This window comes from Stenotrophomonas indicatrix, from assembly GCA_041545745.1.
GTDB classification, from domain to species: Bacteria; Pseudomonadota; Gammaproteobacteria; order Xanthomonadales; family Xanthomonadaceae; genus Stenotrophomonas; species Stenotrophomonas indicatrix_A.
Window position 1 is genome coordinate 2,357,934 of sequence record CP168152.1, and the last position, 23,265, is coordinate 2,381,198.

23 protein-coding genes are annotated in these 23,265 nt (G+C 65.7%); 21 read left to right on the forward strand and 2 right to left on the reverse strand.

Annotation, left to right across the window (positions count from 1 at the left end; all coding sequences use genetic code 11):
- The 14 genes from ACEF39_RS10870 (at position 1) to ACEF39_RS10935 (ending at position 13,739) form a co-directional block, all read left to right on the forward strand.
- On the forward strand, positions 1-543 hold the full coding sequence (locus ACEF39_RS10870) for a DUF2878 domain-containing protein (protein WP_500285018.1): 543 nt from the start codon (positions 1-3) through the stop codon (positions 541-543).
- The gene (locus ACEF39_RS10875; RefSeq protein WP_500285019.1) at positions 543-1,319 is read left to right on the forward strand and encodes a DUF1295 domain-containing protein; all 777 of its coding nucleotides are present in this window, start codon (positions 543-545) and stop codon (positions 1,317-1,319) included. The genes ACEF39_RS10870 and ACEF39_RS10875 overlap by 1 nt, the downstream gene beginning before the upstream one ends.
- Before the next feature lie 5 nt (positions 1,320-1,324).
- The gene (locus ACEF39_RS10880; protein ID WP_500285020.1) at positions 1,325-2,401 is read left to right on the forward strand and encodes an SAM-dependent methyltransferase; all 1,077 of its coding nucleotides are present in this window, start codon (positions 1,325-1,327) and stop codon (positions 2,399-2,401) included.
- Positions 2,402-2,415: 14 nt separating this feature from the next.
- Entirely contained in the window at positions 2,416-2,949 is a 534-nt protein-coding gene (locus ACEF39_RS10885) for a lipocalin family protein (RefSeq protein WP_500285021.1), read from the forward strand.
- Positions 2,950-3,117: 168 nt separating this feature from the next.
- A complete protein-coding gene (locus tag ACEF39_RS10890; RefSeq protein ID WP_500285022.1) occupies positions 3,118-4,266 on the forward strand; it encodes an SPFH domain-containing protein in 1,149 nt (382 codons plus the stop codon).
- A gap of 24 nt (positions 4,267-4,290) precedes the next feature.
- Positions 4,291-5,640 carry a TFIIB-type zinc ribbon-containing protein gene (locus ACEF39_RS10895; RefSeq protein ID WP_500285023.1) on the forward strand — a complete coding sequence of 450 codons (1,350 nt, stop codon included), beginning with the start codon at positions 4,291-4,293 and terminating at the stop codon, positions 5,638-5,640.
- Complete coding sequence (locus ACEF39_RS10900; protein WP_089235750.1) at positions 5,637-5,897, forward strand: hypothetical protein; 261 nt, start codon at positions 5,637-5,639, stop codon at positions 5,895-5,897. The genes ACEF39_RS10895 and ACEF39_RS10900 overlap by 4 nt, the downstream gene beginning before the upstream one ends.
- 220 nt (positions 5,898-6,117) lie before the next feature.
- Complete coding sequence (locus ACEF39_RS10905) at positions 6,118-7,776, forward strand: tyrosinase family protein (RefSeq protein WP_500285024.1); 1,659 nt, start codon at positions 6,118-6,120, stop codon at positions 7,774-7,776.
- Between the two features lie 211 nt (positions 7,777-7,987).
- Positions 7,988-8,644 carry an AprI/Inh family metalloprotease inhibitor gene (locus tag ACEF39_RS10910; RefSeq protein WP_500285025.1) on the forward strand — a complete coding sequence of 219 codons (657 nt, stop codon included), beginning with the start codon at positions 7,988-7,990 and terminating at the stop codon, positions 8,642-8,644.
- Positions 8,645-8,773: 129 nt separating this feature from the next.
- Positions 8,774-10,006 (forward strand): hypothetical protein, encoded by a 1,233-nt coding sequence (locus ACEF39_RS10915; RefSeq protein WP_089235752.1) that lies wholly within the window; start codon positions 8,774-8,776, stop codon positions 10,004-10,006.
- 96 nt (positions 10,007-10,102) lie between these two features.
- Positions 10,103-11,062, forward strand: a complete 960-nt coding sequence (locus ACEF39_RS10920) for a cation diffusion facilitator family transporter (protein WP_500285026.1) — start codon at positions 10,103-10,105, stop codon at positions 11,060-11,062.
- Between the two features lie 46 nt (positions 11,063-11,108).
- Positions 11,109-11,771, forward strand: a complete 663-nt coding sequence (locus tag ACEF39_RS10925) for a DNA-3-methyladenine glycosylase (protein WP_500285027.1) — start codon at positions 11,109-11,111, stop codon at positions 11,769-11,771.
- Entirely contained in the window at positions 11,768-11,962 is a 195-nt protein-coding gene (locus ACEF39_RS10930; RefSeq protein WP_500285028.1) for a hypothetical protein, read from the forward strand. The genes ACEF39_RS10925 and ACEF39_RS10930 overlap by 4 nt, the downstream gene beginning before the upstream one ends.
- Positions 11,963-12,032: 70 nt before the next feature.
- Positions 12,033-13,739, forward strand: coding sequence for a sensor domain-containing diguanylate cyclase (locus tag ACEF39_RS10935; RefSeq protein ID WP_500285029.1), 1,707 nt, complete (start codon positions 12,033-12,035; stop codon positions 13,737-13,739).
- A gap of 33 nt (positions 13,740-13,772) precedes the next feature.
- Here the strand turns inward: ACEF39_RS10935 and ACEF39_RS10940 are convergent, their stop codons facing one another.
- The gene (locus ACEF39_RS10940) at positions 13,773-14,867 is read right to left on the reverse strand and encodes a DNA glycosylase AlkZ-like family protein (protein WP_500285030.1); all 1,095 of its coding nucleotides are present in this window, start codon (positions 14,865-14,867) and stop codon (positions 13,773-13,775) included.
- 99 nt (positions 14,868-14,966) lie between these two features.
- Positions 14,967-15,647 (reverse strand): TraX family protein, encoded by a 681-nt coding sequence (locus tag ACEF39_RS10945; RefSeq protein WP_500285031.1) that lies wholly within the window; start codon positions 15,645-15,647, stop codon positions 14,967-14,969.
- A gap of 139 nt (positions 15,648-15,786) precedes the next feature.
- Between ACEF39_RS10945 and pip the strand changes: the two genes are divergently transcribed.
- The 7 genes from pip (at position 15,787) to ACEF39_RS10980 (ending at position 23,252) form a co-directional block, all read left to right on the forward strand.
- Complete coding sequence (gene pip / locus ACEF39_RS10950; protein WP_500285032.1) at positions 15,787-16,734, forward strand: prolyl aminopeptidase; 948 nt, start codon at positions 15,787-15,789, stop codon at positions 16,732-16,734.
- 265 nt (positions 16,735-16,999) lie between these two features.
- A complete protein-coding gene (locus ACEF39_RS10955) occupies positions 17,000-17,299 on the forward strand; it encodes a hypothetical protein (RefSeq protein WP_500285033.1) in 300 nt (99 codons plus the stop codon).
- Between the two features lie 63 nt (positions 17,300-17,362).
- Complete coding sequence (gene mgtA, locus ACEF39_RS10960) at positions 17,363-20,122, forward strand: magnesium-translocating P-type ATPase (RefSeq protein ID WP_500285034.1); 2,760 nt, start codon at positions 17,363-17,365, stop codon at positions 20,120-20,122.
- A gap of 25 nt (positions 20,123-20,147) precedes the next feature.
- Positions 20,148-20,885 (forward strand): MgtC/SapB family protein, encoded by a 738-nt coding sequence (locus ACEF39_RS10965; protein ID WP_100552611.1) that lies wholly within the window; start codon positions 20,148-20,150, stop codon positions 20,883-20,885.
- 162 nt (positions 20,886-21,047) lie between these two features.
- Positions 21,048-22,106, forward strand: coding sequence for a sensor histidine kinase (locus ACEF39_RS10970; RefSeq protein ID WP_500285035.1), 1,059 nt, complete (start codon positions 21,048-21,050; stop codon positions 22,104-22,106).
- Positions 22,099-22,740 carry a response regulator transcription factor gene (locus ACEF39_RS10975; protein WP_500285036.1) on the forward strand — a complete coding sequence of 214 codons (642 nt, stop codon included), beginning with the start codon at positions 22,099-22,101 and terminating at the stop codon, positions 22,738-22,740. Before ACEF39_RS10970 ends, ACEF39_RS10975 begins: the two co-directional genes overlap by 8 nt.
- The gene (locus ACEF39_RS10980) at positions 22,737-23,252 is read left to right on the forward strand and encodes a DUF1697 domain-containing protein (protein ID WP_500285037.1); all 516 of its coding nucleotides are present in this window, start codon (positions 22,737-22,739) and stop codon (positions 23,250-23,252) included. Before ACEF39_RS10975 ends, ACEF39_RS10980 begins: the two co-directional genes overlap by 4 nt.
- Positions 23,253-23,265 lie beyond the last annotated feature (13 nt).

The window sequence follows — 23,265 nt, forward strand, 5'->3', positions numbered from 1 at the left end:
ATGCGCCGCACCTGGGTCAACGTAATCGGCAACCAGCTGGTATGGCTGTGCGCCGTTGCCGGCGCCGGCCGAGGCTGGCAATGGCCGGCGGTGCTGTCAGCCACTGTGTACATCGGCAGCCAGCTGCTCACCTCATCGCGGCCCCGTCTGGATCTGCGCTTGCTGCTGCTCGCGCTGGCCTGTGCTTGGCTGGTCGATGGCAGCGCGGCCGCCAGCGGTGGCGTGCACTACGCCGCTGCGCCTCTGGGTTGGGTGCCGCCTCCGTGGATTTTCGCCCTGTGGGCTGCTTTTGCGATGACGCTGACTGCATCGATGGCGTTCCTGCAGCGGCACTGGTTGCTGCCGGTGGCCCTCGGCCTGCTGGCGCCGCTGGCGTATCTGTCTGCGGCGCGCGGATTCCAGGCGGTGAACTTCACTGCCCCGGCCTGGCAGGGCGTGGCGACACTGGCGCTGGGCTGGTGCGTGGCGCTGTCGCTGCTGTGCGCGGTGGCCCGTCGCGGAACGCCCGGCAAGCAGGACACCCCATTGATCGGAGCAACTTGATGAGCAGCTTGTGGTGGGTACTGCTGTACGCCGTGCTGATCATGGCCTGGGGCTGGGCATGGCAGCGCATGCACCAGAACATCGGCATCGTCGACGTGCTGTGGGCAAAGGGTGTGGCGGCAGGCGCACTGCTGCTGGCATGGCTGGGTGATGGTGCGCTGCAGCCCCGCATCGCGGCGGCGGCGCTGGGTGGCCTGTGGGGAGGTCGACTTGCCCTGCACCTGTGGCGCCGCGTGCGCAGCGAAGCGGAAGACGGCCGCTACCGTTACCTGCGCGAGCATTGGCACGGGCACCAAGGAAAGATCTTCGGCTTCTTCATGGCACAGGCCGCGCTGGTGGTGATGTTTGCGCTGCCGTTCGTGGCCGTGGCCAGCAACCCGCGCAGCGACATGTCTGCATGGATCGCAGCGGCGGTCGTGGTGTGGCTGCTCAGTGTAGGTGGCGAAGCACTCGCCGACCGCCAGCTGGCTCGTTTCCGTGCCGACCCGGCCAACAAGGGCCGCACCTGCCGCGAAGGGCTGTGGCGGTATACGCGCCACCCCAACTACTTCTTCGAGTGGCTGCACTGGTTCACCTATGTAGTGCTCGCAGCGGGGTCGCCGCTGTGGTGGCTGGCCTGGACCGGGCCAGTGCTGATGTACGTGTTCCTGCGCTACCTCAGTGGTGTTCCCTTCACCGAGAAACAGGCGCTGCGCAGTCGCGGTGACGACTATCGCGACTACCAGCGCAGCACCTCGATGTTCTTCCCCTGGTTTCCGCGCAGCCCCAAGGAGTGATTGCGATGAACAGCACCCCGTCCCTTGCTCCGGTTGCCGATACCGAGGGCGGACTCACCGGCTGGGCCGAGCGTGGCTGGCTGCCTGATGCAGCCCTGCGCGCGGGCATCCGTCGCCTGTGCGCACAACGCCTGGCCGAAGAGTCGGCCGGCAGCATGGAGGAGCAGTCGCAGCGCTTCAGCCGCCGCATCGCCGAACTGACCAGCAGCCCGCTGGCCCTGCATGTGGATGCGGCCAACCGCCAACACTATGAGGTTCCCGCCGCCTTCTTCCAGGGCTGCCTGGGGCATCGCCTGAAGTACAGCAGCTGCTATTACCGCACCGGCAGCGAGACGCTGGACCAGGCCGAGGATGCGATGCTGGAGCTGTACGGACAGCGCGCCGGGTTGGCCGACGGCCAGCACATCCTGGAACTGGGCTGCGGCTGGGGCTCGCTGACGCTGTGGATGGCAGAACGCTACCCGAACGCGCGCATCACCGCCGTGTCCAACTCGCATAGCCAGCGCGACCATATCCTGGCGCAGTGCGAGGCGCGCGGGTTCGGCAACGTCGAGGTGCTGACCCGCGACGTCAACCAGCTGGAGCTGCCTGCAGCGGCATTCGACCGCTGCGTATCGGTGGAGATGTTCGAACACGTCCGCAACTACGACCGCCTGCTGGGTCGCATCGCCCGCTGGTTGAAGCCGGATGGCGCGCTGTTCGTGCATATCTTCGCGCATCGCACGCTGATGTATCCGTTCGAGACCGAGGGCGACGACAACTGGATGGGCCGGCACTTCTTCACCGGTGGCTTGATGCCGGCCGCGGACACGCTGCTGCACTTCCAGCGCGAGCTGGTGCTGGACCAGCGCTGGCTGCTGGATGGCACCCACTACCAGCGCACCGCAAACCATTGGCTGGCCAACCAGGATGAGGCCCGCGAGCAGCTGCTGTCGATCCTGGCGCAGACCTATGGCGATGAAGCCGCCGCACGCATCTGGTGGCAGCGCTGGCGCATGTTCTGGATGGCCTGCGCCGAGCTGTTCGGCTACGACGATGGTCAGCAATGGCTGGTCGCCCACTATCTGTTCCGCCCGCGCTGAAGGAGACCGCCACCATGCGTATCGCCCCACTGTTCACGCTGCTGGCCGTGGCCCTGTTCGGCGCAGGCTGCAGCAGCCACGACACCCGCCCCATCCCGCTGCCACCGAAGGTGGACGTGCCGCGCTTCATGGGCGACTGGTACGTCATTGCCCATATTCCTTCGCGGCCCGAGCGCGAGGCCTTCGATGCCGTGGAATGCTATGCGCTGCAGGCCGATGGGCGCATCAAGACCACCTTCACTTACCGCAAGGGCAGCTTCCAGTCGCCACAGAAGTCGATGCACCCGGTAGGTCGGGTGGAGAAACATGGCAATGGTGCGGTCTGGGGCATGCAGTTCATCTGGCCCATCCAGGCCGAGTACCTCATTGCCTGGCTGGATGAGGGCTACACCCAGACCATCGTAGCCCGCAGCAAGCGCGACTACGTGTGGTACATGGCGCGTACGCCGCAGGTGAGCGAGGCCGAGTATCAGCAGGCGGTGGCCCGAATCAAGGCAATGGGGTACGACACCGGCAAGCTGCGCCGGGTGCCGCAATCGGTACGATGAGACGCCTGCACGTGCTACGGGTTGCGGCTGGGGCGTCCGGCGGGCCAAGGCCCCACAACGAGATGAATGGGGGCTCGCCCGGCCGCTAGCCGCGCGTAGCCTGCCTCCTCTATAGTCAGCCGAGCACGACAGGCGTGGTGCCTGTCCGGCAACTACAGGGAGTGGGTCATGGGTCTGGTACAAGCGGTGAAGGGTGCAGTCGGCGGCGTGCTGGCTGACCAATGGAAAGACTTCTACACCGTGCCGACCGGCCTGCCGTCCACGGCAGCCCTGTTCGCAGCGGTGCCGCAGGGCACCAATGCCGGGCGCGGCTCGAACACCAGCGGCTCGTCCAACATCATCAGCAACGGCTCGAAGATCGTCGTGCCGGAAGGTTATGGCCTGCTGCTGTTCCAGGATGGCGCGATCACCGCCTTCGTCGCCGAGCCGGGTGGCTACGAGTGGCGCTCGGACGATCTGAACTCGCAGTCGATCTTCGCCGGCGACGGCCTGGTCAGCACCTTCATCAAGCAGAGCTGGGAGCGCTTCAAGTTCGGCGGCCAGCCGGGCTCGCAGCAGGCTGCCTTCTTCGTTTCGCTGAAGGAACTGCCGGACAACCGCTTCGGCACCCAGTCGGAAATCTACTGGGACGACGGCTTCCTCAACACCCAGGTTGGCGCGGTCACCCGTGGCTCGTACACGCTGAAGATCGTCGACCCGATCCTGTTCGTGAAGAACTTCGTTCCGGCCAGCTACCTGCAGCCGGGCCAGGTGTTCGACTTCACCGACCTGGACAACGCTGCTGCCAGCCAGCTGTTCAATGAAGTGGTGGGATCGCTGGCGCCGGCATTCAGCCTGTACACCAACGATCCAAGCAAGGGCAACCGCATCACCAAGCTGCAGCAGGACTCGCTGGGCTTCGCGCAGAGCCTGTCGGCCGCCGTCGAACAGGGCTACCAGTGGAAGTCCGATCGTGGCCTGGCCATCGTCAAGACTGCCATTGTCTCGATCGAGTACGACGCCAACACCCGTGAACTGCTGAAGACCGTGCAGCGCGCCGATGCCCTGTCCGGCTCGCGCGGCAATTCCAACCTGCAGGCCAGCGTTGCCCAGGGCATCCAGTCCGCAGGCGAGAACGGCGGTGCCGCCGGCCTTGTCGGCGTGGGCATGGCGTCGGGCATGTTCGGCGCGGGCAATCTGCAGCAGCCAGCGACCCCGGTCGCTCCGGCTGCCGACGACCCGGTGGCCAAGCTGAAGAAGGCCAAGGAAATGCTGGATCTGGGCCTGATCACCCAGACCGACTACGACGCGCTGAAGGCCAAGGCGCTGGGACTGTAAGAAGACGCAGGACGCGCAACCACCATGTCCGATCCCAGAAACACGCCTCCGCCGCTGCCCCAATCCGCTTCAGCACCGCCGCCCCTGCCGGCGGCGGTGCTGGACGGGCCGGGTTCGCCGCAGGACGTCCCTCCCCTGCCCGGCAGCTTCCCGCTCGATACCTCGACGCTGCCTGAGGCCATCCGCAACGAGATCGAGGCGCCCGACCCGGTCGCCATCGACACCTCCGCTGACGAACTGAAGGACGGCCTCAACCGTTGCCCGAAGTGCGGCGCTACCGATATCCGGCCCAAGCTGGGCACCGATATCCTGGTCTGCCTGTACTGCCGTCACGAATGGCATGGCGCACGGGTGGAAGAAGAATTCGGCCTGGGCGAAGCCATCGACCAGCTGCGTGGCACCGTCATCGCATCAGGCGCGCGCGATATCGATGCCGACACCTCGGCACTGATGACCTTCAAGTGCACCGGCTGCGGCGCCGAAGTCACGGTCAACACCGAAAGCACGATGACGGCGCGCTGCCACTGGTGCCGGCACGTGTTCGGCGTCAACGAACAGATCGCCAACGGCGCCGTGCCTGACGCCGTGCTGCCGTTCCACATCAAGAAGGAGGATGCGGTCGCGCGCATCCGCCAGTTCGTGGACAAGCGCCGGATGTTCGCGCTCAAGGCGTTCAAGGAGCAGTTCACCCCGGAAAACGTGGTGGGTGTGTACCTGCCCTACATGATCGTCGACGGCAATGTCAGTGCGGCCGTGGCCGGCAAGGGCGAGATCAAGACGCGCGAATACACCCGTGGCAGCGAAAAGAACAAGCAGACCTACTACGACGCGGACATCTACCAGGTGGAACGCCAGGTCGATTTCACCGTGGACGACCTGCCGCTGGAATCGTCGGCAGAGCGCGGCAACCTCGACACGCGCGCCAACACCAACAACATCATCAATACGATTCTGCCGTTCGACACCAAGAACGCAGTGAAGTGGAACGCCTCCTACCTGGCGGGCTTCACCTCGGAAAAGCGCAACCTGGACGTCGAAAAGCTGCGGCCGCGACTGGAAGACCAGCTGCTGTCGATCGCCCGCGCGCAGGTGGAAGGCACGGTGCGCCGTTACGACCGTGGCGTGCGCTGGGAACAGGAACAACTGGAAGTGCACGGCACCCGCTGGGTGGCCATGTACCTGCCGGTGTGGCTGTATTCGTACCACCAGCCCGGCAAGAATGGCGGCATGCTGCACTACATCGCGGTGAACGGCCGGACCGGTGAAACCATGGGCAGCGTGCCGGTGCAGCAGTGGAAGATGCTGCTGGCGGCGCTGACCGCCGGCACGATCATCGAAGCCCTCGCAATTGCCTTCCTGGTGGCCAGCACATGAGTGATGACAGTGGTCTTTGGTTGTTGGCTGCAGGCCCGGCCGGCGCGACCGCGCTGTACTGGGCGCTGTACCGGTTCTACCGCAATACCGACAAATCGCATTCGTTCGAACACGAAACCGCTGTCGAGGCGCAGCCGGTGACCGGCTCGGATCGTCGCGTGGACAGCATCAGCGGGACGCAGGAAAAGCGGATCCGCGGTGACAACGTGTATGAGTACCGAAAGCGTGTGGCGCGGGTGAAGACCGGCCCGGAATAGTCGACCCGGCCGGCCAGGGCCGGCCATGACTGTGGCGGACTGCCCAGATCCGGGCGCAATGCCGTGCCTATACTGCTGCCGCCCTGGTCCGGCGGCGCGTTCGCGCCCGTCGATCCGGGCGGCGGGGCTGGATGTCCCCGTCCGGCCCGTGGCAGCAGCCGCGGGCCCTTGCAGTGATTCGTAACCCGACGCGGTTGAACCAATCACCAGGGAGGACGCTATGCGTTATACACGCCGTGATTTCCTAGCAACCACTGCCACCGCCTCATTGGCATCGCTGTTCGCACCCAGTGCGCTGGCCAGTGCCCAAAGCGCGACCGACGGTACCGCAGTGGCGCGCTTCCACCGTTACAACGTCACCAGCCCGGAAGGCCAGCGCATGCTGGCCAGTTATGCGCGCGGCATCCAGGCAATGCTGGCGCTGCCGGCTGACGACCCGCGCAACTGGTTCCGCAATGCGTTCGTGCACCTGATGGATTGCCCGCACGGCAACTGGTGGTTCTATGTCTGGCATCGCGGCTACGTAGGCTACTTCGAACAGACCATCCGCGAGCTCAGCGGCGATCGCCAGTTCGCCATGCCGTACTGGGACTGGACCGAACTTCCGCAGATTCCGGTTGCGATGTTCGACGGCCTGTTGACCCCGACCGACAAGGCCTATACGCCCTACACCCGCAACCTGGCGGTGTTCACCCAGTTCATGAAGCCTGCGTTGCAGCGCCACTGGAACACCCTGGACAGTGGGCAGCGGCAGCAGCTGTCGCTGCGTGGTTACAACAGCGCCGAAGACGTCTGGAACGACGTCACCGGCTACAACGCCAAGGAACAGACCGGCATTTCCGGCAATGCGGCGTACGCGGTTACCTGTGGCGCCCGTTATCTCTGGCGCGAGCACCCGGGCTTCGACCCGAAGACGGCCTCCGCCGTGTCCGCCGACACCATCCGTGCCGGCCTGTCACCGGTGGAGTTCAACAACCCTGACATCAGCCGCAGCTTCACCAGCTCGCGCACCACCTCGCACGTGCTGCAGCCCGATGGGGCCACCAAGTTCTCGGTGCTGGAAGGCTTCCCGCACAACAAGGTGCACAACTGCATTGGCGGTGTCGGCGCCGTCGATCCCGGCCCCTACGGCAACATGACCAACTTCCTGTCGCCGCTGGATCCGATCTTCTACCTGCACCACGCCAACATGGATCGCCTGTGGGATGTGTGGACACGCAGGCAGCAGGCCTTCGGCCGCCCGATCATGCCGACCGACGCTGCCGAACGCCGGCAGTTCATGGACGAACCGTTCCGCTTCTTCGTCAATGGCCAGGGCCGCTACGTCGGCACGCGCCCGGCCGCGGAATTCTTCTCCACCACCGCGTTCGACTATGACTACGTCTATGGCCGCGGTGTCCGTGCCGCAGAGCAGGCCGCAACGGCTCCGAACGCCGCGAAGGCCGCGCGGCTGGTGCGCGGCAAGCGGACCGACGGCGCCGTGCGTGTAGCCGTGCCGAACGAAGCGGTTCGTGCGCATCTGGCGGCCACCGGCCCGCGCATGCTGATTGCGGAGGTGACCCTCGAGCGCCCCCATGGACTGCACAACACGCGCGAGTTCGACGTGCTGATCAATGCACCGGCCGACGTCACCTCGGTCAGCGCGGACAGTCCGTACTACGCCGGCACGGTCTCATTCTTCGGGCCGAGCATGGCGGCCATGGGGCACGATCATCCAACGACGTTCGCCGTGCCATTGCCACAGACGCTGGGGGCGCTGCGCGCGGATGCTGCCGGCGGCGGTTCGACGACGCTGGAGATCCGCCTGGTCGCCTCGTCGGGCCAGGCGCCGCAATCGTTCCCGGTGCTGGATGCGGCGATCCTGGTGGCTCCACACTAGCGGGCGCTCCGGGCGGGTGGCGTCGCAGCGGGGCGACGCTACCTCGGGCTGCCGCATGCAGGCGGCGGTCCAACCGGCGAGGGTGCACTCGGATTGACCCGCGCTGGCGTAGGCCCATGGACGGCCTTCATCACATCCGCCCTGCCCCGCCGGGCCTATGCTCCCGCCCACACACTCCGCTGTTTCCGTTGTCCCCAACGAGGATTCAACGATGGCGACCGTGTTCCCCTACCTCGGCCTGCTGGCCCTCTGCAGCCTTGCCGCACCGGCGACCACACTGGCCCAGGATGCTTCCATCGGGCTCGGCCAGCAATCCAGCAGCACCCAGTCCTCCAGCACTTCGCAGACAACGGAAACCACCCGGTCGACGTCGGGCTCGAGCAACGATGACAGCGCCGGAAAGAACACGGGCGACTCGGCATTCGGCAATCTCGGATCGATGACGACCCGGTCGAGTAGCACCGGCAGCTCGCATTCCGAGTCGCGCAGTGAGCGCAAGGGCGCGGAGATCGATATCGGTTTCCATGAAGACCGCAGCGACGACTGGGGCCACGAACGCCACCGCGGCGATCCGGTCAATGAAAGCGATCTGTTCGGCAACTGGACGCTGGGCCAGGAAAACGGCAACAGCTGCACCATCGAACTGAAGAACAGCCCGTGGTTCGGTGGCTATGGCGCGTGGGTGCCGGCCGGTTGCCCGGACGAGTTCTTCGCGGCCAACCGCTGGCTGCTGTCGGGCAACCAACTGCTGACTACCGATACCGACAACAAGGTGATCGGCCGCTTTCGCCAGAGCGGTGGCGGGCGCTGGTCGGGGCGACGCGAATCAGACGGTGCACGGCTGTATCTGAATCAAGTCGGGCGCTGAGAGCTGATGCTGCCCTGAAGGAGCGCGTTCTTGTCCACGCAAGGATATGCATGGATCTGGATTTCGATTCAAGCGCTTTCGCGAACGGCCGATATCCGGAGGTGAAGCCCGACTCATGGACGATGCGCGATGCCGTTGCAGGACCCCCGCCCCGACACCCTTTCGCCTACTTCCGGCTCGCCTTGGCCGGCAGCGTCCAAAATCCTGACCGACATCTACGCCCACAAGGCGTTGTTCGCGCTGGCGGGCACCCTTGCGATGATCGTCTTCTTCTGGCGGATCCACTACCTGCCAAGCCTTGCACTGACCGATATCGGTCTGGTGGCGGCGGCCATCGTCTTCTTTTCGGTCGTGATGGTCATCGTGGTCATCTTGACGCTCATGCTCCCCGCCGCTGTGCTGATCGAGTGGCAGAAATCAGGATTCATCACCGACAGAAGCAGCGTCCGCACATCTCAGACGCAATGGTTGGCGTCCGCTGGCCTCAGCATGGGTATGGCCATGCTGGGAGCGGCCCTGGCAACAGGCTGGATGTACGTCTGGCTTTTCACTCCGCTCGGCGACGCTGCACCCATCCTGTTCGCAGGCGCCATTCTGGTCGGTGCCGCTGGCGCCTTCGCGCCGATGGGAATGAAGCCCAAGCCCATTGATGAGCCCGTCGGCAGCGTTCTACGGAAGAAGAAGATCTGGTGGGCACTGAAGCTGACTGCACTGTCCGCTTGCCTTTACCTGTTCACGCTCCCCTTGATCGCGATCGTGGTCTTCGGCACCCATTCCGCAGCCGCCACGATGAGCGGCTGGGAAGTGCTCCTGGTCTCGCTCGGGCTGCCGCTCCTTCACTTGGTCATCTTGAGCATCAGAACACTCCCGCTCTGGTCCCGGGTACTCGCACTTGCCTTGGTAATCGCCCCGATCCTGCTCATTGCCGGCACCCTGTTCGAATCACTCGACCGCGCTGCCAACACGTTCCAGCTAGGGATGCTGCCCCACCAGAGTGTGGTGGTATCGAGCGAGGGCTGCAGGATGGTTCGGGCATCCGGGGTGTCAACCAACTGCCGCAGAATCGACGGCCCCGGGAAGGAGCTGTATGAGATCCGGGATGTCTTCCTGCTCAATCGCCTTGGCAGCCACACCGTCATCGCCGAACCGGGCTGGACGCCGAAGACCCGAACCCGGTCGATCCCCGTGCCCAGCAGCGAAGTGTTCACATGGTACACGACGCCTGAAGCTCCCCAAGCAACTCCCCCACCGCAGCCTCCGGAACCTCCGGCGCCAACATCCGTCACACCGCCACCACCGGTGAAGGCCGCCACCGGCGCGGTGCGCAAATCAAGGCCGCGGCAAAGGGCTCCCGCCTGCTGACCCAGACGCGGCGGAGCTGTGAACGGCGTTCGCCCTGCACACGCCGGGGACAAGGTGGACGCGATCATCAGTCTTCCGCGCCACCTTGTCTCTGCCATGTCCTCGCCCTCCGGCTCACGTCTGGTCATCTACGCTGCACTGGCAGGCAACCTCGCCATCGCCATTGCCAAGTTCACCGCCGCTGGCCTGTCCGGCAGCTCGGCCATGCTCAGCGAGGGCGTGCACTCGCTGGTCGATACCCTCAACGAAGTGTTGCTGCTGTACGGTCTACGCCGTGCCGAGAAGGCCCCCGACACGCTGCACCCGTTCGGCTACGGCCGCGAACTGTACTTCTGGAGCTTCATCGTCGCCCTGCTGGTATTTGCCGCCGGTGCCGGCGTCTCGGCCTACGAGGGCATCCAGCACATCCGCCAGCCGGAGCCGGCCACCAATCACGCCATCAGCTACAGCGTGCTGGGCATCTCCATACTGTTCGAGGGCGCTTCATGGTGGGTGGCGCTGCGCGAATTCCGCCGCAGCAAGGGCTCGCTGGGATACTTCGAGGCGTTCCGCCGCAGCAAGGATCCGTCCACCTTCACCGTGCTGCTGGAAGACAGTGCCGCCCTGCTCGGCCTCGGCTTCGCACTGGTCGGGCTGCTGGCCGCACAACTGCTGGAGATGCCGGTGCTTGATGGGGTCGCCTCGCTGTGCATTGCCGGTGTGCTGGCGCTGACCGCATTCCTGCTCGCGCGCGAGACCAAGGGCCTGCTGATCGGCGAGCCGGCCCACCCGGCGGTAGCGCAACGGATCATGGCCGTGGCCGTGACCGACCCGGATCTGCGCCGCGCCAACGGCGTGACCACCCTGCAGATGGGCCCGGAACAAGTGGTGGCGATGCTCAGTGCGGAATTCGAGGACGATCGCACGACACCGCAGATCGAGGCCTGCATCACCCGGATCGAGTCTGCGGTGAAACAGGAGTTCCCGGAACTGGTGGCAGTGTTCATCAAACCGCAGACACCGGAGGTGTTTGCCGCGCGCCGGGCCGCGCTCGATCGTCCGGCCACGGCGGAGTGACGCCGCGCTGGCGACAGCTTCACCGCTGACAGGCGATGATTCCACCATGCCCATACAGACCGGTCCAGATGCCACGCTCGTCGCACAACCCATTGACGGGACCAGGCTGCCGCGCGCCTTCTATCAGCGACCTTCAACGGCGGTCGCACCAGAGCTGCTGAACAAGTTGCTGGTTCGCAACGACGGCCGCGTGGCACGCATTGTCGAGGTCGAGGCGTATGCCGGCAGCGAAGACCCAGCGGCACACTCCTGGCGCGGCATGACCGCGCGCAACGCCAGCATGTTCGGCGAAGCGGGCCATCTCTATGTCTACTTCACTTATGGCATGCACTGGGGCAGCAATGTCGTCTGTGGTGACGTCGGTGAGGGCGTTGCGGTACTGCTGCGCGCCGCCGCGCCAATTGCCGGGCAGGAGCTGATGTACCCGCTGCGCCCTGCCGCCCGCCACGACCATGACCTGGCCAGTGGTCCCGGCAAGCTGTCGCAGGCGTTTGGCCTGGACCGGCGCTTCGACGGCGCCGACCTGGTGACTGCCAGCCATGGCATCACGATACTGGACGACGGCATGCCGCCGCCGGACGACCCGGTGGTGGGGCCGCGCATCGGCATCACCCGTGCCGTGGATTTTCCTTGGCGCTGGCATGTACGCGATCACCGTCACGTTTCGGTACGCGCGCCCCGCGCGGCAACACGAAGGAGCCCCCGATGACACCCCTCGACAAACCGTTACGCCGGCACCTTACCGTCGCCGGCAAGCCTTATACGCTGACCCTCGATCCGAGCGGGCTGAAGCTGGTCGAGAAAGGACGACGGAAAGGTCTGGAACTGCGCTGGCAGGACCTTGTCTCCGGTGATGCCGCGTTGGCCAGCGCCCTGCAGGCATCCCTGCAGCAGCCATGATCAAGCGCATCACGACGGCATCACCAGTGTACGCAGCGCGCTAACAAACCGAGTACTAGCGTGGGAAGCCATGGATGAGGCCACCCGACTTCTCGAAATCGAACGACTGAGCGTGCTTGATACGCCGCCCGAGCCGGTGTTCGATGCGATCGTCGCCGCCGCTCGCGCCGCCACCGGCATGCCCATTGGCCTGATCTCCATCGTTGCCGAGCAGAGGCAGTGGTTCAAATCCAGCATCGGCCTGGGCGATGTCGGTGAAACCCAACGCTCCATCTCGTTCTGTACCTACACCATCGAACAGGAGGCGCTGCTGGAGATCCCGGATGCGCGGCTGGATCCGCGCTTCGCCCATAACCCTCTGGTCACGACCGCGCCCAGGGTGCGGCACTATGCCGGCGTCCCTCTGGCCACCGCCCATGGTGCACGCATCGGTACGCTCTGTCTGCTCGACACCCTGCCCGGCGTGCTGTCGCCGTCGCAGCGCGAGCTGATGATCCATCTTGGCCGTGCCACCACCGAGGTGCTGGAGCAGCGCAGCACACTGCTGCGACAGATCGACCAGGCGCAGGTACTGCATCGCGAACTCAAGCGTAGCGAGGACTTCCTGGAGCGTACCAACGCGGCTGCCAAGGTCGGGGGGTGGGAACTGGAACTGGCCAGCCGCGAGGTGCGCTGGACGCGCGAAACCAAGCAGATCCACGGCGTGCGTTCCAGCTACCAGCCAACGTTCGAGTCTGCCTTGTCGTTCTATCGACCGGACAGCCGCAGCATCATCCAGGCGGCGGTACAGCGCTGCACGGACGATGGCACTCCCTGGGACGTGCAGTTGCCGATGACCACGGCGGATGGCCGCAGCATCTGGACCCGGGTAGTGGGCAGCCGACAACAGGTGGAGGGCCATCCGCAGCTGGTGGGCGCCATCCAGGACATCACCGAAGAACGCGCGGCACTGGACGCCCTGGAAGCGAGTGAGGTGCGCTATCGGCGTCTGTTCCACTACAGCCTGGGTCTGATCTGCACGCATACGCTGGATGGCACGCTGACCTCGGTGAACCCTGCGGCGCTGCAGTCGCTGGGCTACGAGGAACGCCAGATCATCGGCCGCAACCTTTGCGACTACATGCCGCCCGAGCGCCGCGATGTGTTCAATGCCTACCTGAAGCGCATCGAGGCCAACCACACCGATGCCGGCGTCATCGAACTCATTGCCGCCGATGGAACGCTGCGCTACTGGGCCTACAACAACGTGCTCGACAGCGAGGGACAGCCGCCCTTCGTGCTGGGCCACGCCCAGGATGTCACCGCGCTGCGCCTGCAGGAGCAGCGTCTGCGCGAGCTGTCGCTGAAGGATCCGCTCACCCAGTGCCACAACCGCCGCTACCTGCACCGGCTCGATGAAATGACCGCCGGAACGTGGGCCTGCCTGGTTTTTGACCTGGACGATTTCAAACGGATCAATGATGCGCAGGGTCACCGCCGCGGCGACGCGATCCTGGTCGAGTTTGTTGCCTTCCTGAAGGCACCTCTGACCACGGGAGAGACCGTGGTCCGCCTGGGCGGAGACGAGTTCCTGGTGGTGTTGACCGCATCGGCGTCCGAACGCCTTGCTCTGCTGGAGGGCTGGTACGCCACCAACGCAGCGCAGTCGCCGACGGCGTTCTCGATGGGTACGGCGGTCAGCGCGCCAGGAGAATCCGTGGCTGACACCATCCATCATGCGGACAGCCAGCTTTATGACGCGCGTGCACGGGTGCGCAGGCAGCGGCGCGACGAATAGCAAAAGCGTCTGCTGTCACATCAAGGCAAGACTTCATCCGGCGAGGAATCGCGTCATCCGTTCCAGTTCGTCATCCAGCGCATTGCGGAACAGAACGTCCTTCATGGGCGAGTCACTGGCGAATCCAACATCCGGCTGCAGAGCGCCATCCTTGGCGGTGACATTGGCCCAGCCGACCACCTGGTCGCGCCACAACAGCGGCAGCGCGTAGTAGCCGAAGCGACGCTTGGCCGCCGGGGTGTAGGCCTCGAACCTGTAGACCCAGCCCCAGAGCAGTTCGAACCGTCGCCGATCCCAGGCCACCGGATCGAACGGTGCCAGCAGCCGCACCTGCTCATCGGCCTGGTAGCGCCGCGAGCGGGGATTCTCCTCGGCCGGCCAGTACCACTGTGTTCCGTCGATGATGCAGCCAGCCAAGCGCTCGCGCGCCAGTCGCAGTGCCTGCTGGATCTCGGCTGCCAGATGTGGAGCGCCATAGCCCAGCAACCGTGCCAGATAGGTGAGGCTGGCCGAAGGCAACGGCGCGTACTTGCGCACCACCAGGTCGATCAGTGCGGTGGCGCGCTGCAGGCGTGCGGCCTTGCCGCCTTCGGCGAGTGCATGTGCCGCAACGGCGTAGATGCGGGTACCACTGTCACGACGGGCGATGCGCAACATGCCGCGGTAGTGCATGCCATCCAGCAGGTGGGTGCTGGCATTGCTGGTGCCGCCCCAGTAGTTGGTCACCCGGCCATGCGAGAACGCCTGGTCGACCTCGCGTGGATGCACCGCACCCCGCTCCTGTACGAACGCCAGCACTTCGGCCGCCTTGCGCCGCGTGCTGGCGTCCCACGGCCTGCGGGACACCCGCGGATGCATCAACGCCAGGTGTTCGCGCGGCAGGAAACCGTAGTTGACCAGGAAGTCTTCCTCGATCGGCATCCGGCTGTAGCGGCGCTCCAGATCCCCGGCCTGATAGCCCTTCACCCGGTGCCGCAGGGTCAGGTCCTGGGCACGCGCGGGCGCACGGATGGGGTCGGCCTGCACGAAGCCCAGGCGACGGATCGCTGTCAGCAACGTGGTGGGCGTGAACAGCGTGCGGGCTACAGCGTAGCGACGCAGATTGTCGAGGGTGGGCGGGGTCGGCATCAGCCGATTGTAGAGGCGAGCGTGCCCGCTGTGCGTCGCGGCCTGGAAAGACACCGGCGACGTGAGCGGGCAGCTCATCGCCACGATGGATGTCGCTACTCAGCGCAGCCAGTGCGCATAGGCGGCGAGGACCGCCAGGTGCCCCACGTAGTACACATAGAACGCCCAGCGTGATCGCGGAACCACCCACGGCACCCTGGCCAACGCCAGCACCAGCGGGATGGCCAGCAACGCCCATCCGTTGCCATTCACCCAGCACAGCCCGCCGAATCCGAATGCCAGCAGCCAGTACGCCCGGTGGCGGAACGCGATCCAGCCCAGCATCACCAATGCCACCCCCGCCCATTGGTAATCCACGAAGAACGGCAGCAGGCCTGCGGTAACCAGCAGCAACAGCTGCCGGTTGTTGCTCAGCGCATGCACGGCGACCGCGGCCAGCGCGAAGGTCAACAGGATGTTCAGCGGCAACCAGTGGCCGAAGGCCAGCATGTGCAGGGGCTGCGCGACCAGGCCCCATGCGGACAGGCGCCGGATCGACTTGCCCAGATCGGCACCCGGTTGCGCCAGGTTGCAGGCCATCACCAGCGCGAACAGCGGGAAGGCGATGCGCCCAAACTCGCTGACCACCGGCACATAGCCACCGAAAACCACTTTGGCGACGTGATCACCGGTCATCGACAGCAGCGCGAGCCACTTCATCGACTCACGGGCGCCGCTGCTGAGCGTGCCGCGCGCCGATGGGGCTTGTACGGCGACGTCCTGCGCGCTCATATCGTTCATCCTCTGCGTCCTGCCATGTCCATCCCGCCAGGAACCGACGGCATTGCCCCTTGAACGCAAAGAATACTTGAACCTGACGCGGATGACGCTGACCGCTGCACCCCGCTATCCTTGCAGTCCCCGCTTGTGAGGCATCGCCATGCGCACGCTGTACCCGCCGATCACCCCGTACCGCGAGCACACGCTTCCCGTCGACGCGCTGCACACCCTGCATATCGAAGAGTGCGGAACGCCTGAAGGCATTCCGGTGGTGTACCTGCATGGCGGTCCGGGCGCCGGCATCTCGCCCACCCATCGCCGCTTCTTCGACCCGAAGCGCTACCGCATCGTGCTGATCGATCAGCGCGGCAGCGGCCGCTCCACGCCATTCGGCGAACTGCGCGACAACACAACGCAGGATCTGGTGGCCGACATCGAGAAGGTGCGCGAACACCTGGGCATCGAGCGCTGGCTGGTCTACGGCGGCTCCTGGGGTTCGACGCTGTCACTGGCCTATGCACAGGCCCATGCCGACCGCGCCACCGGGCTGATCGTACGCGGTGTTTTCCTGGGTCGCGAGGAAGAGAACCGCTGGTTCGCCGAGCTCAACGGCGGTGCCCGCTGGATCTTCCCGGAGCGTTGGGATCGCTACGAGGCGCACATCCCGGAGGACGAGCGCGGCAACATGCTCGAAGCCTACTGGAAGCGCCTGGATCACGCCGACGAAGCCGTCCGCATCGCAGCGGCACAGGCTTGGCTGGGCTGGGAAGACAATGCCGCCACGCTGGTGCATGACGTCGACGCGGCATCCGCTACCGATCCGCTTGATACCCTGGCCAAGGCGCGTATCGAGGCGCATTACTTCCGCCACAACACCTTCCTGGAACACGGCCAGCTGCTGCGCGATGTCGATCGCATCCGCCACCTGCCCGGCGTCATCGTGCAGGGGCGCTACGACATCATCTGCCCACCACGCAGTGCCTGGGACCTGGCCAAAGCCTGGCCGGAAGCCACCCTGGAGATGGTCATCGCCGGCCACAGCGCCAACGAAGCGGCCACTACCGATGCTTTGGTGCGGGCCACCGACGCTTTCGCCGACCGCAGTTGAACAGAAGGGGCCAACGGCCCCTTTTTCTATACCAAGGTATAGCCGGGCTAACCCACGGGCCTCTAGGCCTGCTGAATACGAGCGCGGACAATAGCGCCACTGGCCAGCGACTGGCCGCCCCACGCGGAAACGCAGATGGATCCCGACCCTGCCGGGCGCGACGCGCGCCCTTGCCTGTCCCCTTGTTCACTGCTGGCGACTGACGGCCGGTTCCTGTCCGTGTAGACGATGGGAGCCCCGGGCAGCGCCTGCCCGGAGGAATCCCATGTCCTACAAGATTCTCTACATCACTGTCCGCCGCCTGATCGGTGAGCGCGATGTTTCCGCCCTGCGCAGCCTGCTGCTGCAGCACGGCCCTGTCCTGTTCGCCCGTTCGCTGGCCCTCGGCTCGCCACGGGTGGTGGCCGACGCGCTGTCGCTGCTGCCGATCAGCGAGCGCATCAACGTGCTGCGCCATCTGCCCTACCCGCTGCGCGATGCGATGAAGCCGCTGTGCATCGGCGGCAGCCAACGGCTGCGCATGCAGCCCTGGTCGCCATCGGCGCTGGCCATGCGCCACGCCTGACCAACCGCCCCTTCCGCTCCACACGCCGGCTCCGCCCGGCGCCGCTCCAAGAGGACCTTTCCCATGAGCCTGCTCAACGCCTGGTTCAACGCCTTCCTGCGCAGCCGCCGCGCGGGCAACCTGTTCGGTCGTCGTGCGATGCCCGAAGCCGGTTACGGCCGTGGCAGCACGCAGGCCGCACCGGCCACGCTCACTGCCGGACTGCTCGCGCTTGCACAGGGCAGCGAAGCCGATGCGCTGGCTACCCTGCAGTCGCACGTCGACGGTCTCAGCCCGCACGAAGCCGAAGAGCGCCTGCTGCGCTTCGGCCCGAACGAGGTCGACCACGAGAAGCCGCTGCCGTGGTGGCGCCATCTGTGGCAGTGCTATCGCAATCCGTTCAACCTGCTGCTGACGGTGCTGGCGGCCGTGTCCTGGCTGACCGAAGATGCCAAGGCGACGGTGGTGATCGGTGCGATGGTGGTGCTGTCCACCTTGATCCGCTTCGTGCAGGAGGGTCGCTCCAATCGCGCTGCCGAACGGCTGAAGGCCCTGGTGGGCAACACCGCACGCGTGCTGCGCCGCGCTGCGGGCACCGAAGCGGCAGAAGTGGCCGATCAGTATTTCGGCGCACAACTGCACAGCCGGCGGCCGGCACGACTGCTGGATCTGCCGATCCGTGATCTGGTGCCGGGTGACCATATCGTGCTGTCGGCCGGCGACATGATCCCGGCCGATTGCCGTGTGCTCGCGGCCAAGGACCTGTTCGTCGCACAGGCCGCGATGACCGGTGAATCGTTGCCGGTGGAGAAGTTCGTGCAGGCGGGCACCGCCGAGGCTGGCCTGATGGAACAGGCCAACCTGTTGTTCATGGGCACCAATGTGGTGTCCGGCACGGCAACTGCGTTGGTGCTGGCCACCGGCAACACCAGCTACTTCGGCACCCTCGCCCAGCGCAGCAGTGCCAGCGATCGCGCGCCGACAGCGTTCCAGGCCGGGGTCAACAGTGTCAGCTGGCTGCTGATCCGCTTTGCCCTGGTGATGGTGCCGTTCGTCCTGCTGGTCAATGGCTGGACCAAGGGCGACTGGACAGAAGCGTTCCTGTTCGCGCTGTCGGTGGCGGTGGGCCTGACCCCGGAAATGCTGCCGATGATCGTCACCTCCACCCTGGCCAAGGGTGCGGTGCTGCTGTCGCGGCGCAAGGTGATCGTCAAGCGCCTGGACGCGATCCAGAACTTCGGTGCGATGGAAGTGCTGTGCACCGACAAGACGGGCACCCTCACCCAGGACAAGATCGCACTGGAGCGGCACACCGACGTGTTCGGGCAGGATTCGGAGGATGTGCTGACCTTCGCCTACCTCAACAGCCACTTTCAGACCGGCCTGATCAACCTGCTCGATCGTGCGGTGCTGGAGCATGTGGAGCTGCAGAGCTCGCTGCGCCTGTCACAGGACTACCGCAAGGTCGATGAGATTCCGTTCGACTTCGAGCGCCGCCGCATGTCGGTGGTGGTATCCGAGCGCGAGGACCATCACGAATTGATCTGCAAGGGTGCGGTGGAGGAAATGCTGGAGGTGTGCAGCACCGTGCGCGAGAACGGCAAGGACATGCCGTTGGATGAGCAGCGACTGGCCCGCGTGCGGCAGACCACCGAGGAACTGAACGAACAGGGTCTGCGCGTGGTGGCCGTGGCGATGAAGGAAACCGCGGCCAGCCAGAGTGTGTACTCGCAGGCCGACGAGCGCGATCTGACCCTGGTGGGCTACGTGGCCTTCCTCGATCCGCCGAAGGAATCCGCTGCTCAAGCATTGCAGGCGCTGGCCGCGCACGGTGTGGAGGTAAAGGTATTCACTGGCGACAACGAACTGGTCACCGCCCGTGTCTGTGCCCAGGTCGGCCTGGACGCCGACACGATCGTGACCGGCCCGCAGATCGAGCGCATGGACGATGCGGCCGTGGCGCGCGCACTGCACGAACACCGCGTGTTCGCCCGCCTCACGCCGCTGCACAAGGAACGGCTGGTGCGCGAGCTGCGTGCACAGGGCAAGGTGGTCGGCTTCCTCGGTGATGGCATCAACGATGCTCCCGCACTGCGCGCAGCCGATATCGGCATCAGCGTGGACAGCGCGGTGGACATCGCCAAGGAGGCCGCCGACATCATCCTGCTGGAGAAGAACCTGATGGTGCTGGAGGAAGGCGTCATCCAGGGGCGGCGTACCTTCAGCAACATGCTGAAGTACATCCGCATGACCGCCAGCTCCAATTTCGGCAACGTATTCTCGGTACTGGTGGCCTCGGCGTTCCTGCCGTTCCTGCCGATGCTGCCGTTGCAGCTGCTGGTGCAGAACCTGCTGTATGACATCTCGCAGATCGCCATTCCGTTCGACAACGTCGATGAGGAACTGGTGCGCAAGCCGCTGAAGTGGAACCCGGCGGACATCGGCCGCTTCATGGTGTTCTTCGGGCCGATCAGCTCGATCTTCGACCTCAGCTGCTTCGCCTTGATGTGGTACGTGTTCGATGCGCGCACGCCGGCCGACCAGGGTCTGTTCCAGTCCGGCTGGTTCGTGGTCGGTCTGCTGACCCAGACCCTGATCGTGCACATGATCCGCACGCCCAAGGTGCCGTTCCTGCAGAGCATCGCCGCGCCGCCGCTGCTGATGATGACCGGGGCGATCATGGCCATCGGCGTGATCCTGCCGATGAGCCCGTTGGCGGGCTACTTCAAGCTGCAGGCGCTGCCGGCCGGCTACTGGCCGTTCCTGGTGGCGATCCTGTTCGGCTATGCGGTGCTGACCACCGCGCTGAAGAAGCTCTACATCCGCCGTTACGGCTGGCAGTAGGCGCATCGGCGCAGGGAGAATCGTCATGGACTTCAACCCCCACCTGCCCGCGTTCAACGCGGGCGCCACCCTCAGCTCGCTGATCAGCCTGTCCGTCGCCTTCGTGCTGGGCGCGCTGATCGGCCTGGAGCGGCAATTCCGCCAACGCACCGCCGGCCTGCGCACCAACACGCTGGTGGCGGTGGGCGCTGCCGTGTTCGTCGACCTGGCCGTGCGCTTCCACGACCTGTACGGCGGGCCGCCGTCACCGCTGCACGTGGTGGCCTATGTGATCTCCGGCGTCGGCTTCCTCGGTGCCGGCGCGATCATGAAGGATGGCGCCCAGGTATCGGGCCTGAACACCGCCGCCACCTTGTGGGGCTCGGCGGCGGTCGGCGCCTGTGCCGGCATCAAGCTGCTGCCCGAGGCGGTGCTGGCTGCGGTGTTCGTGCTGGCTGCCAACACCCTGCTGCGGCCGGTGGTGAACCGCATCCAGCGGCAACCGCTGCCGGAAGCGTTCAGCGAGGCGACCTACGCGATCAACGTGGTCTGCCAGCGTGAGCAGCAGGCCGAGGTACTGGATCGGCTTCTCCTGCTGCTGGAACAGGCGCAGTATCCGGTGCGCGCGGTCGACCAGCGCCCGTTCGGCGAGCGCGATGTCGAGATCGAAGCGGTGCTGTACGCCACCACGGTCGATGGCGGTGAGCTGGATGCCGTGCTGGCGACGCTTGCGGCCACGCCGGGCGTGCTGCAGGGATTCTGGAACGCCAGCCTGGAGGAGTAGTGCCGGCCGCTGGCCGGCGACCTCATGAACTGCGGGAGCATCCTGCAGATGCCGGCCAGCGGCCGGCACTACCCTGCATCCCTCTGGCGCATGCCGACCAAGGTCGGCATCTACCGAACAGCGCTTTGCTATCCTTTCCACCCACGCCAGGGAGCCATCCCGATGCCATCGCTGTCGCCCCGCCGCCCTCTGGTCGTGCTGGCCCTGATCATCGTGATGGCGGCCATCTTCCTGGTCGATACGGTTACCGACTACGCCGTTGCCGCCGCCTGCTTCTACGCAGCCGTCATCCTGGCGGCGTCGCGGCGGCTGCCCGCACGCGGCCTCATTGCGCTTGCGGCGGTCTGCATCGCGTTGACCGGCCTCAGCTTCTTCCTGACCCGCTTCGGCACCTACCGCATCGGCCTGGTCAATTCAGCGATCGGCATGCTGGTGATCGGCATCACCACCTATCTGGCATTGAAGATGGAAGCCGCCAAGGCCGCGGTGCAGGACGCACAGGCGCGCCTGCTGCGGGTTGCCCGTGCCTCCACGGTCGGCGAGCTGACCACTTCCATCGCGCATGAAGTGAACCAGCCGTTGGCTGCCATCGCCAGCAGCGCCGAGGCCAGCCAGCGCTGGTTGGCCCAGAATCCGCCCAACCTGGACAAGGCGCGGCAGACCATCGCCCGCATTGTCGCCGACGCCCATCGCGCCAGTGACGTGATCGCCCGCATCCGCGGCCTGACCCAAGGGGCCGCGCCTGAGCGCCAGGCCTTCGACCTCAATCAGGCCGTGGAGGAAATGCTGGCGCTATCGCACAGCGAACTGGAGCAGCATGGCGTGACAGTCGCGCTGGTGCTGGGCAGCGACCTGCCTCCTGCCCATGCCGATCGCGTGCAGGTACAGCAGGTGATCGGCAACCTCATCCTCAACGCCGTCGACGCGATGGCCGGTACGCCCACGGGCGAGCGCAGGCTGTCGCTGCTGACCACGCATGATGGGCATGGCCACGTCAGCCTGAGTGTGCGCGACCGTGGTATCGGCCTGCCCGTGGAGCAGCCTGACCGGGTGTTCGATGCATTCTGGACCACCAAATCGAACGGCCTCGGCCTGGGCCTCAGCCTGAGCCGCTCGATGATCGAAGCCAACGGCGGCCATATCCGCGCAGAGCGACCCGCTGGTGGCGGCGCCTGTTTCATCTTCGAGCTGCCCACGCACATGGAGGCTACCCATGCGTAAACCCACGACACTCCCTGTGGAACCGTCACCGATCGTCTACGTGGTAGACGACGATGCCTCGGTACGTGCCGCGCTGGAAGACCTGCTGGCCTCGATGGGCCTTCAGGTGCGTGCCTTCGCTTCTACCGTCGAATTCCTCGCCCACGCGATGGACGATGCGCCGTCCTGCCTGGTGCTGGACGTGCGCATGCCTGGTCAGAGCGGACTGGACTTCCATCGCACCATGGCCAGCCACGGCCTGCACCTGCCGGTGGTGTTCATCACCGGGCACGGCGACATCGCCATGGGCGTCAATGCGATCAAGGAAGGCGCCATCGAATTCCTGACCAAGCCCTTCCGTGACCAGGAACTGCTGGACGCCATCCACAAGGGCATAGAGATCGATCGCTTGCAACGCCGCGAGGGTGAACTGCTGGGCGCATTGCAGCAGCGCTGGGACACCTTGAGCATCGGCGAGCGCGAGGTGGTCGCCGGCGTGGTACGGGGCCGGCTCAACAAGCAGATCGCGGCTGATCTTGGCGTCAGCGAAATCACGGTGAAGGTGCGTCGCGCGCAGTTGATGCGCAAGATGGGCGCGCGCACCCTGGTGGATCTGGTGCGCATGTATGACCGGCTGCAGGGCAGCACGCCATGACCGCATATGTAGCCCTGCTGCGCGCGGTGAATGTGGGCGGTACCGGCAAGCTGCCGATGGCCGAACTGGTGGGCATGTGCCAGCGCGCAGGATTCAGTGACGTCCGCACCTATATCGCCAGCGGCAATGCTGTGTTCAGCAGCCCGCTCGACGAAGCGGGTGTGCGCGACAGTTTGGCGCAATGCCTGCATGCCTATGCAGGCAAGCCGGTAGGCGTGCTGGTGCGTACCGCTGCCGAGATGGCCGCAGTGATCGCCCGCAACCCCTTCAAGGACGCCGCCGGCAACCGTGTCGTCGCCCTGTTCATTGATGAGGCGCTGCCCGAGGACCCGCTGCAGGGCGTGACGGGTATCGGCGATGAACAGCTCGCCCTCGGCAAGCGCGAGCTGTTCATCCACTACGGCGATGGCATGGCCGGTTCGCGCCTGCGCATCCCCTTCGCGGCACAAGGTACTGGTCGCAACATCAACACCGTGGCCCGACTTGCGGCGATGGCTGCGGAGCTGGACTGAGCCACCTGTGCAG

Coding starts and splice junctions, on each gene's coding strand:
- ACEF39_RS10870 (WP_500285018.1), top strand. CDS start 1: ATGCGCCGCACCTGGGTCAACGTAATCGGCAACCAGCTGGTATGGCTG.
- ACEF39_RS10875 (WP_500285019.1), top strand. CDS start 543: ATGAGCAGCTTGTGGTGGGTACTGCTGTACGCCGTGCTGATCATGGCC.
- ACEF39_RS10880 (WP_500285020.1), top strand. CDS start 1,325: ATGAACAGCACCCCGTCCCTTGCTCCGGTTGCCGATACCGAGGGCGGA.
- ACEF39_RS10885 (WP_500285021.1), top strand. CDS start 2,416: ATGCGTATCGCCCCACTGTTCACGCTGCTGGCCGTGGCCCTGTTCGGC.
- ACEF39_RS10890 (WP_500285022.1), top strand. CDS start 3,118: ATGGGTCTGGTACAAGCGGTGAAGGGTGCAGTCGGCGGCGTGCTGGCT.
- ACEF39_RS10895 (WP_500285023.1), top strand. CDS start 4,291: ATGTCCGATCCCAGAAACACGCCTCCGCCGCTGCCCCAATCCGCTTCA.
- ACEF39_RS10900 (WP_089235750.1), top strand. CDS start 5,637: ATGAGTGATGACAGTGGTCTTTGGTTGTTGGCTGCAGGCCCGGCCGGC.
- ACEF39_RS10905 (WP_500285024.1), top strand. CDS start 6,118: ATGCGTTATACACGCCGTGATTTCCTAGCAACCACTGCCACCGCCTCA.
- ACEF39_RS10910 (WP_500285025.1), top strand. CDS start 7,988: ATGGCGACCGTGTTCCCCTACCTCGGCCTGCTGGCCCTCTGCAGCCTT.
- ACEF39_RS10915 (WP_089235752.1), top strand. CDS start 8,774: ATGCCGTTGCAGGACCCCCGCCCCGACACCCTTTCGCCTACTTCCGGC.
- ACEF39_RS10920 (WP_500285026.1), top strand. CDS start 10,103: ATGTCCTCGCCCTCCGGCTCACGTCTGGTCATCTACGCTGCACTGGCA.
- ACEF39_RS10925 (WP_500285027.1), top strand. CDS start 11,109: ATGCCCATACAGACCGGTCCAGATGCCACGCTCGTCGCACAACCCATT.
- ACEF39_RS10930 (WP_500285028.1), top strand. CDS start 11,768: ATGACACCCCTCGACAAACCGTTACGCCGGCACCTTACCGTCGCCGGC.
- ACEF39_RS10935 (WP_500285029.1), top strand. CDS start 12,033: ATGGATGAGGCCACCCGACTTCTCGAAATCGAACGACTGAGCGTGCTT.
- ACEF39_RS10940 (WP_500285030.1), bottom strand. CDS start 14,867: ATGCCGACCCCGCCCACCCTCGACAATCTGCGTCGCTACGCTGTAGCC.
- ACEF39_RS10945 (WP_500285031.1), bottom strand. CDS start 15,647: ATGAACGATATGAGCGCGCAGGACGTCGCCGTACAAGCCCCATCGGCG.
- pip (WP_500285032.1), top strand. CDS start 15,787: ATGCGCACGCTGTACCCGCCGATCACCCCGTACCGCGAGCACACGCTT.
- ACEF39_RS10955 (WP_500285033.1), top strand. CDS start 17,000: ATGTCCTACAAGATTCTCTACATCACTGTCCGCCGCCTGATCGGTGAG.
- mgtA (WP_500285034.1), top strand. CDS start 17,363: ATGAGCCTGCTCAACGCCTGGTTCAACGCCTTCCTGCGCAGCCGCCGC.
- ACEF39_RS10965 (WP_100552611.1), top strand. CDS start 20,148: ATGGACTTCAACCCCCACCTGCCCGCGTTCAACGCGGGCGCCACCCTC.
- ACEF39_RS10970 (WP_500285035.1), top strand. CDS start 21,048: ATGCCATCGCTGTCGCCCCGCCGCCCTCTGGTCGTGCTGGCCCTGATC.
- ACEF39_RS10975 (WP_500285036.1), top strand. CDS start 22,099: ATGCGTAAACCCACGACACTCCCTGTGGAACCGTCACCGATCGTCTAC.
- ACEF39_RS10980 (WP_500285037.1), top strand. CDS start 22,737: ATGACCGCATATGTAGCCCTGCTGCGCGCGGTGAATGTGGGCGGTACC.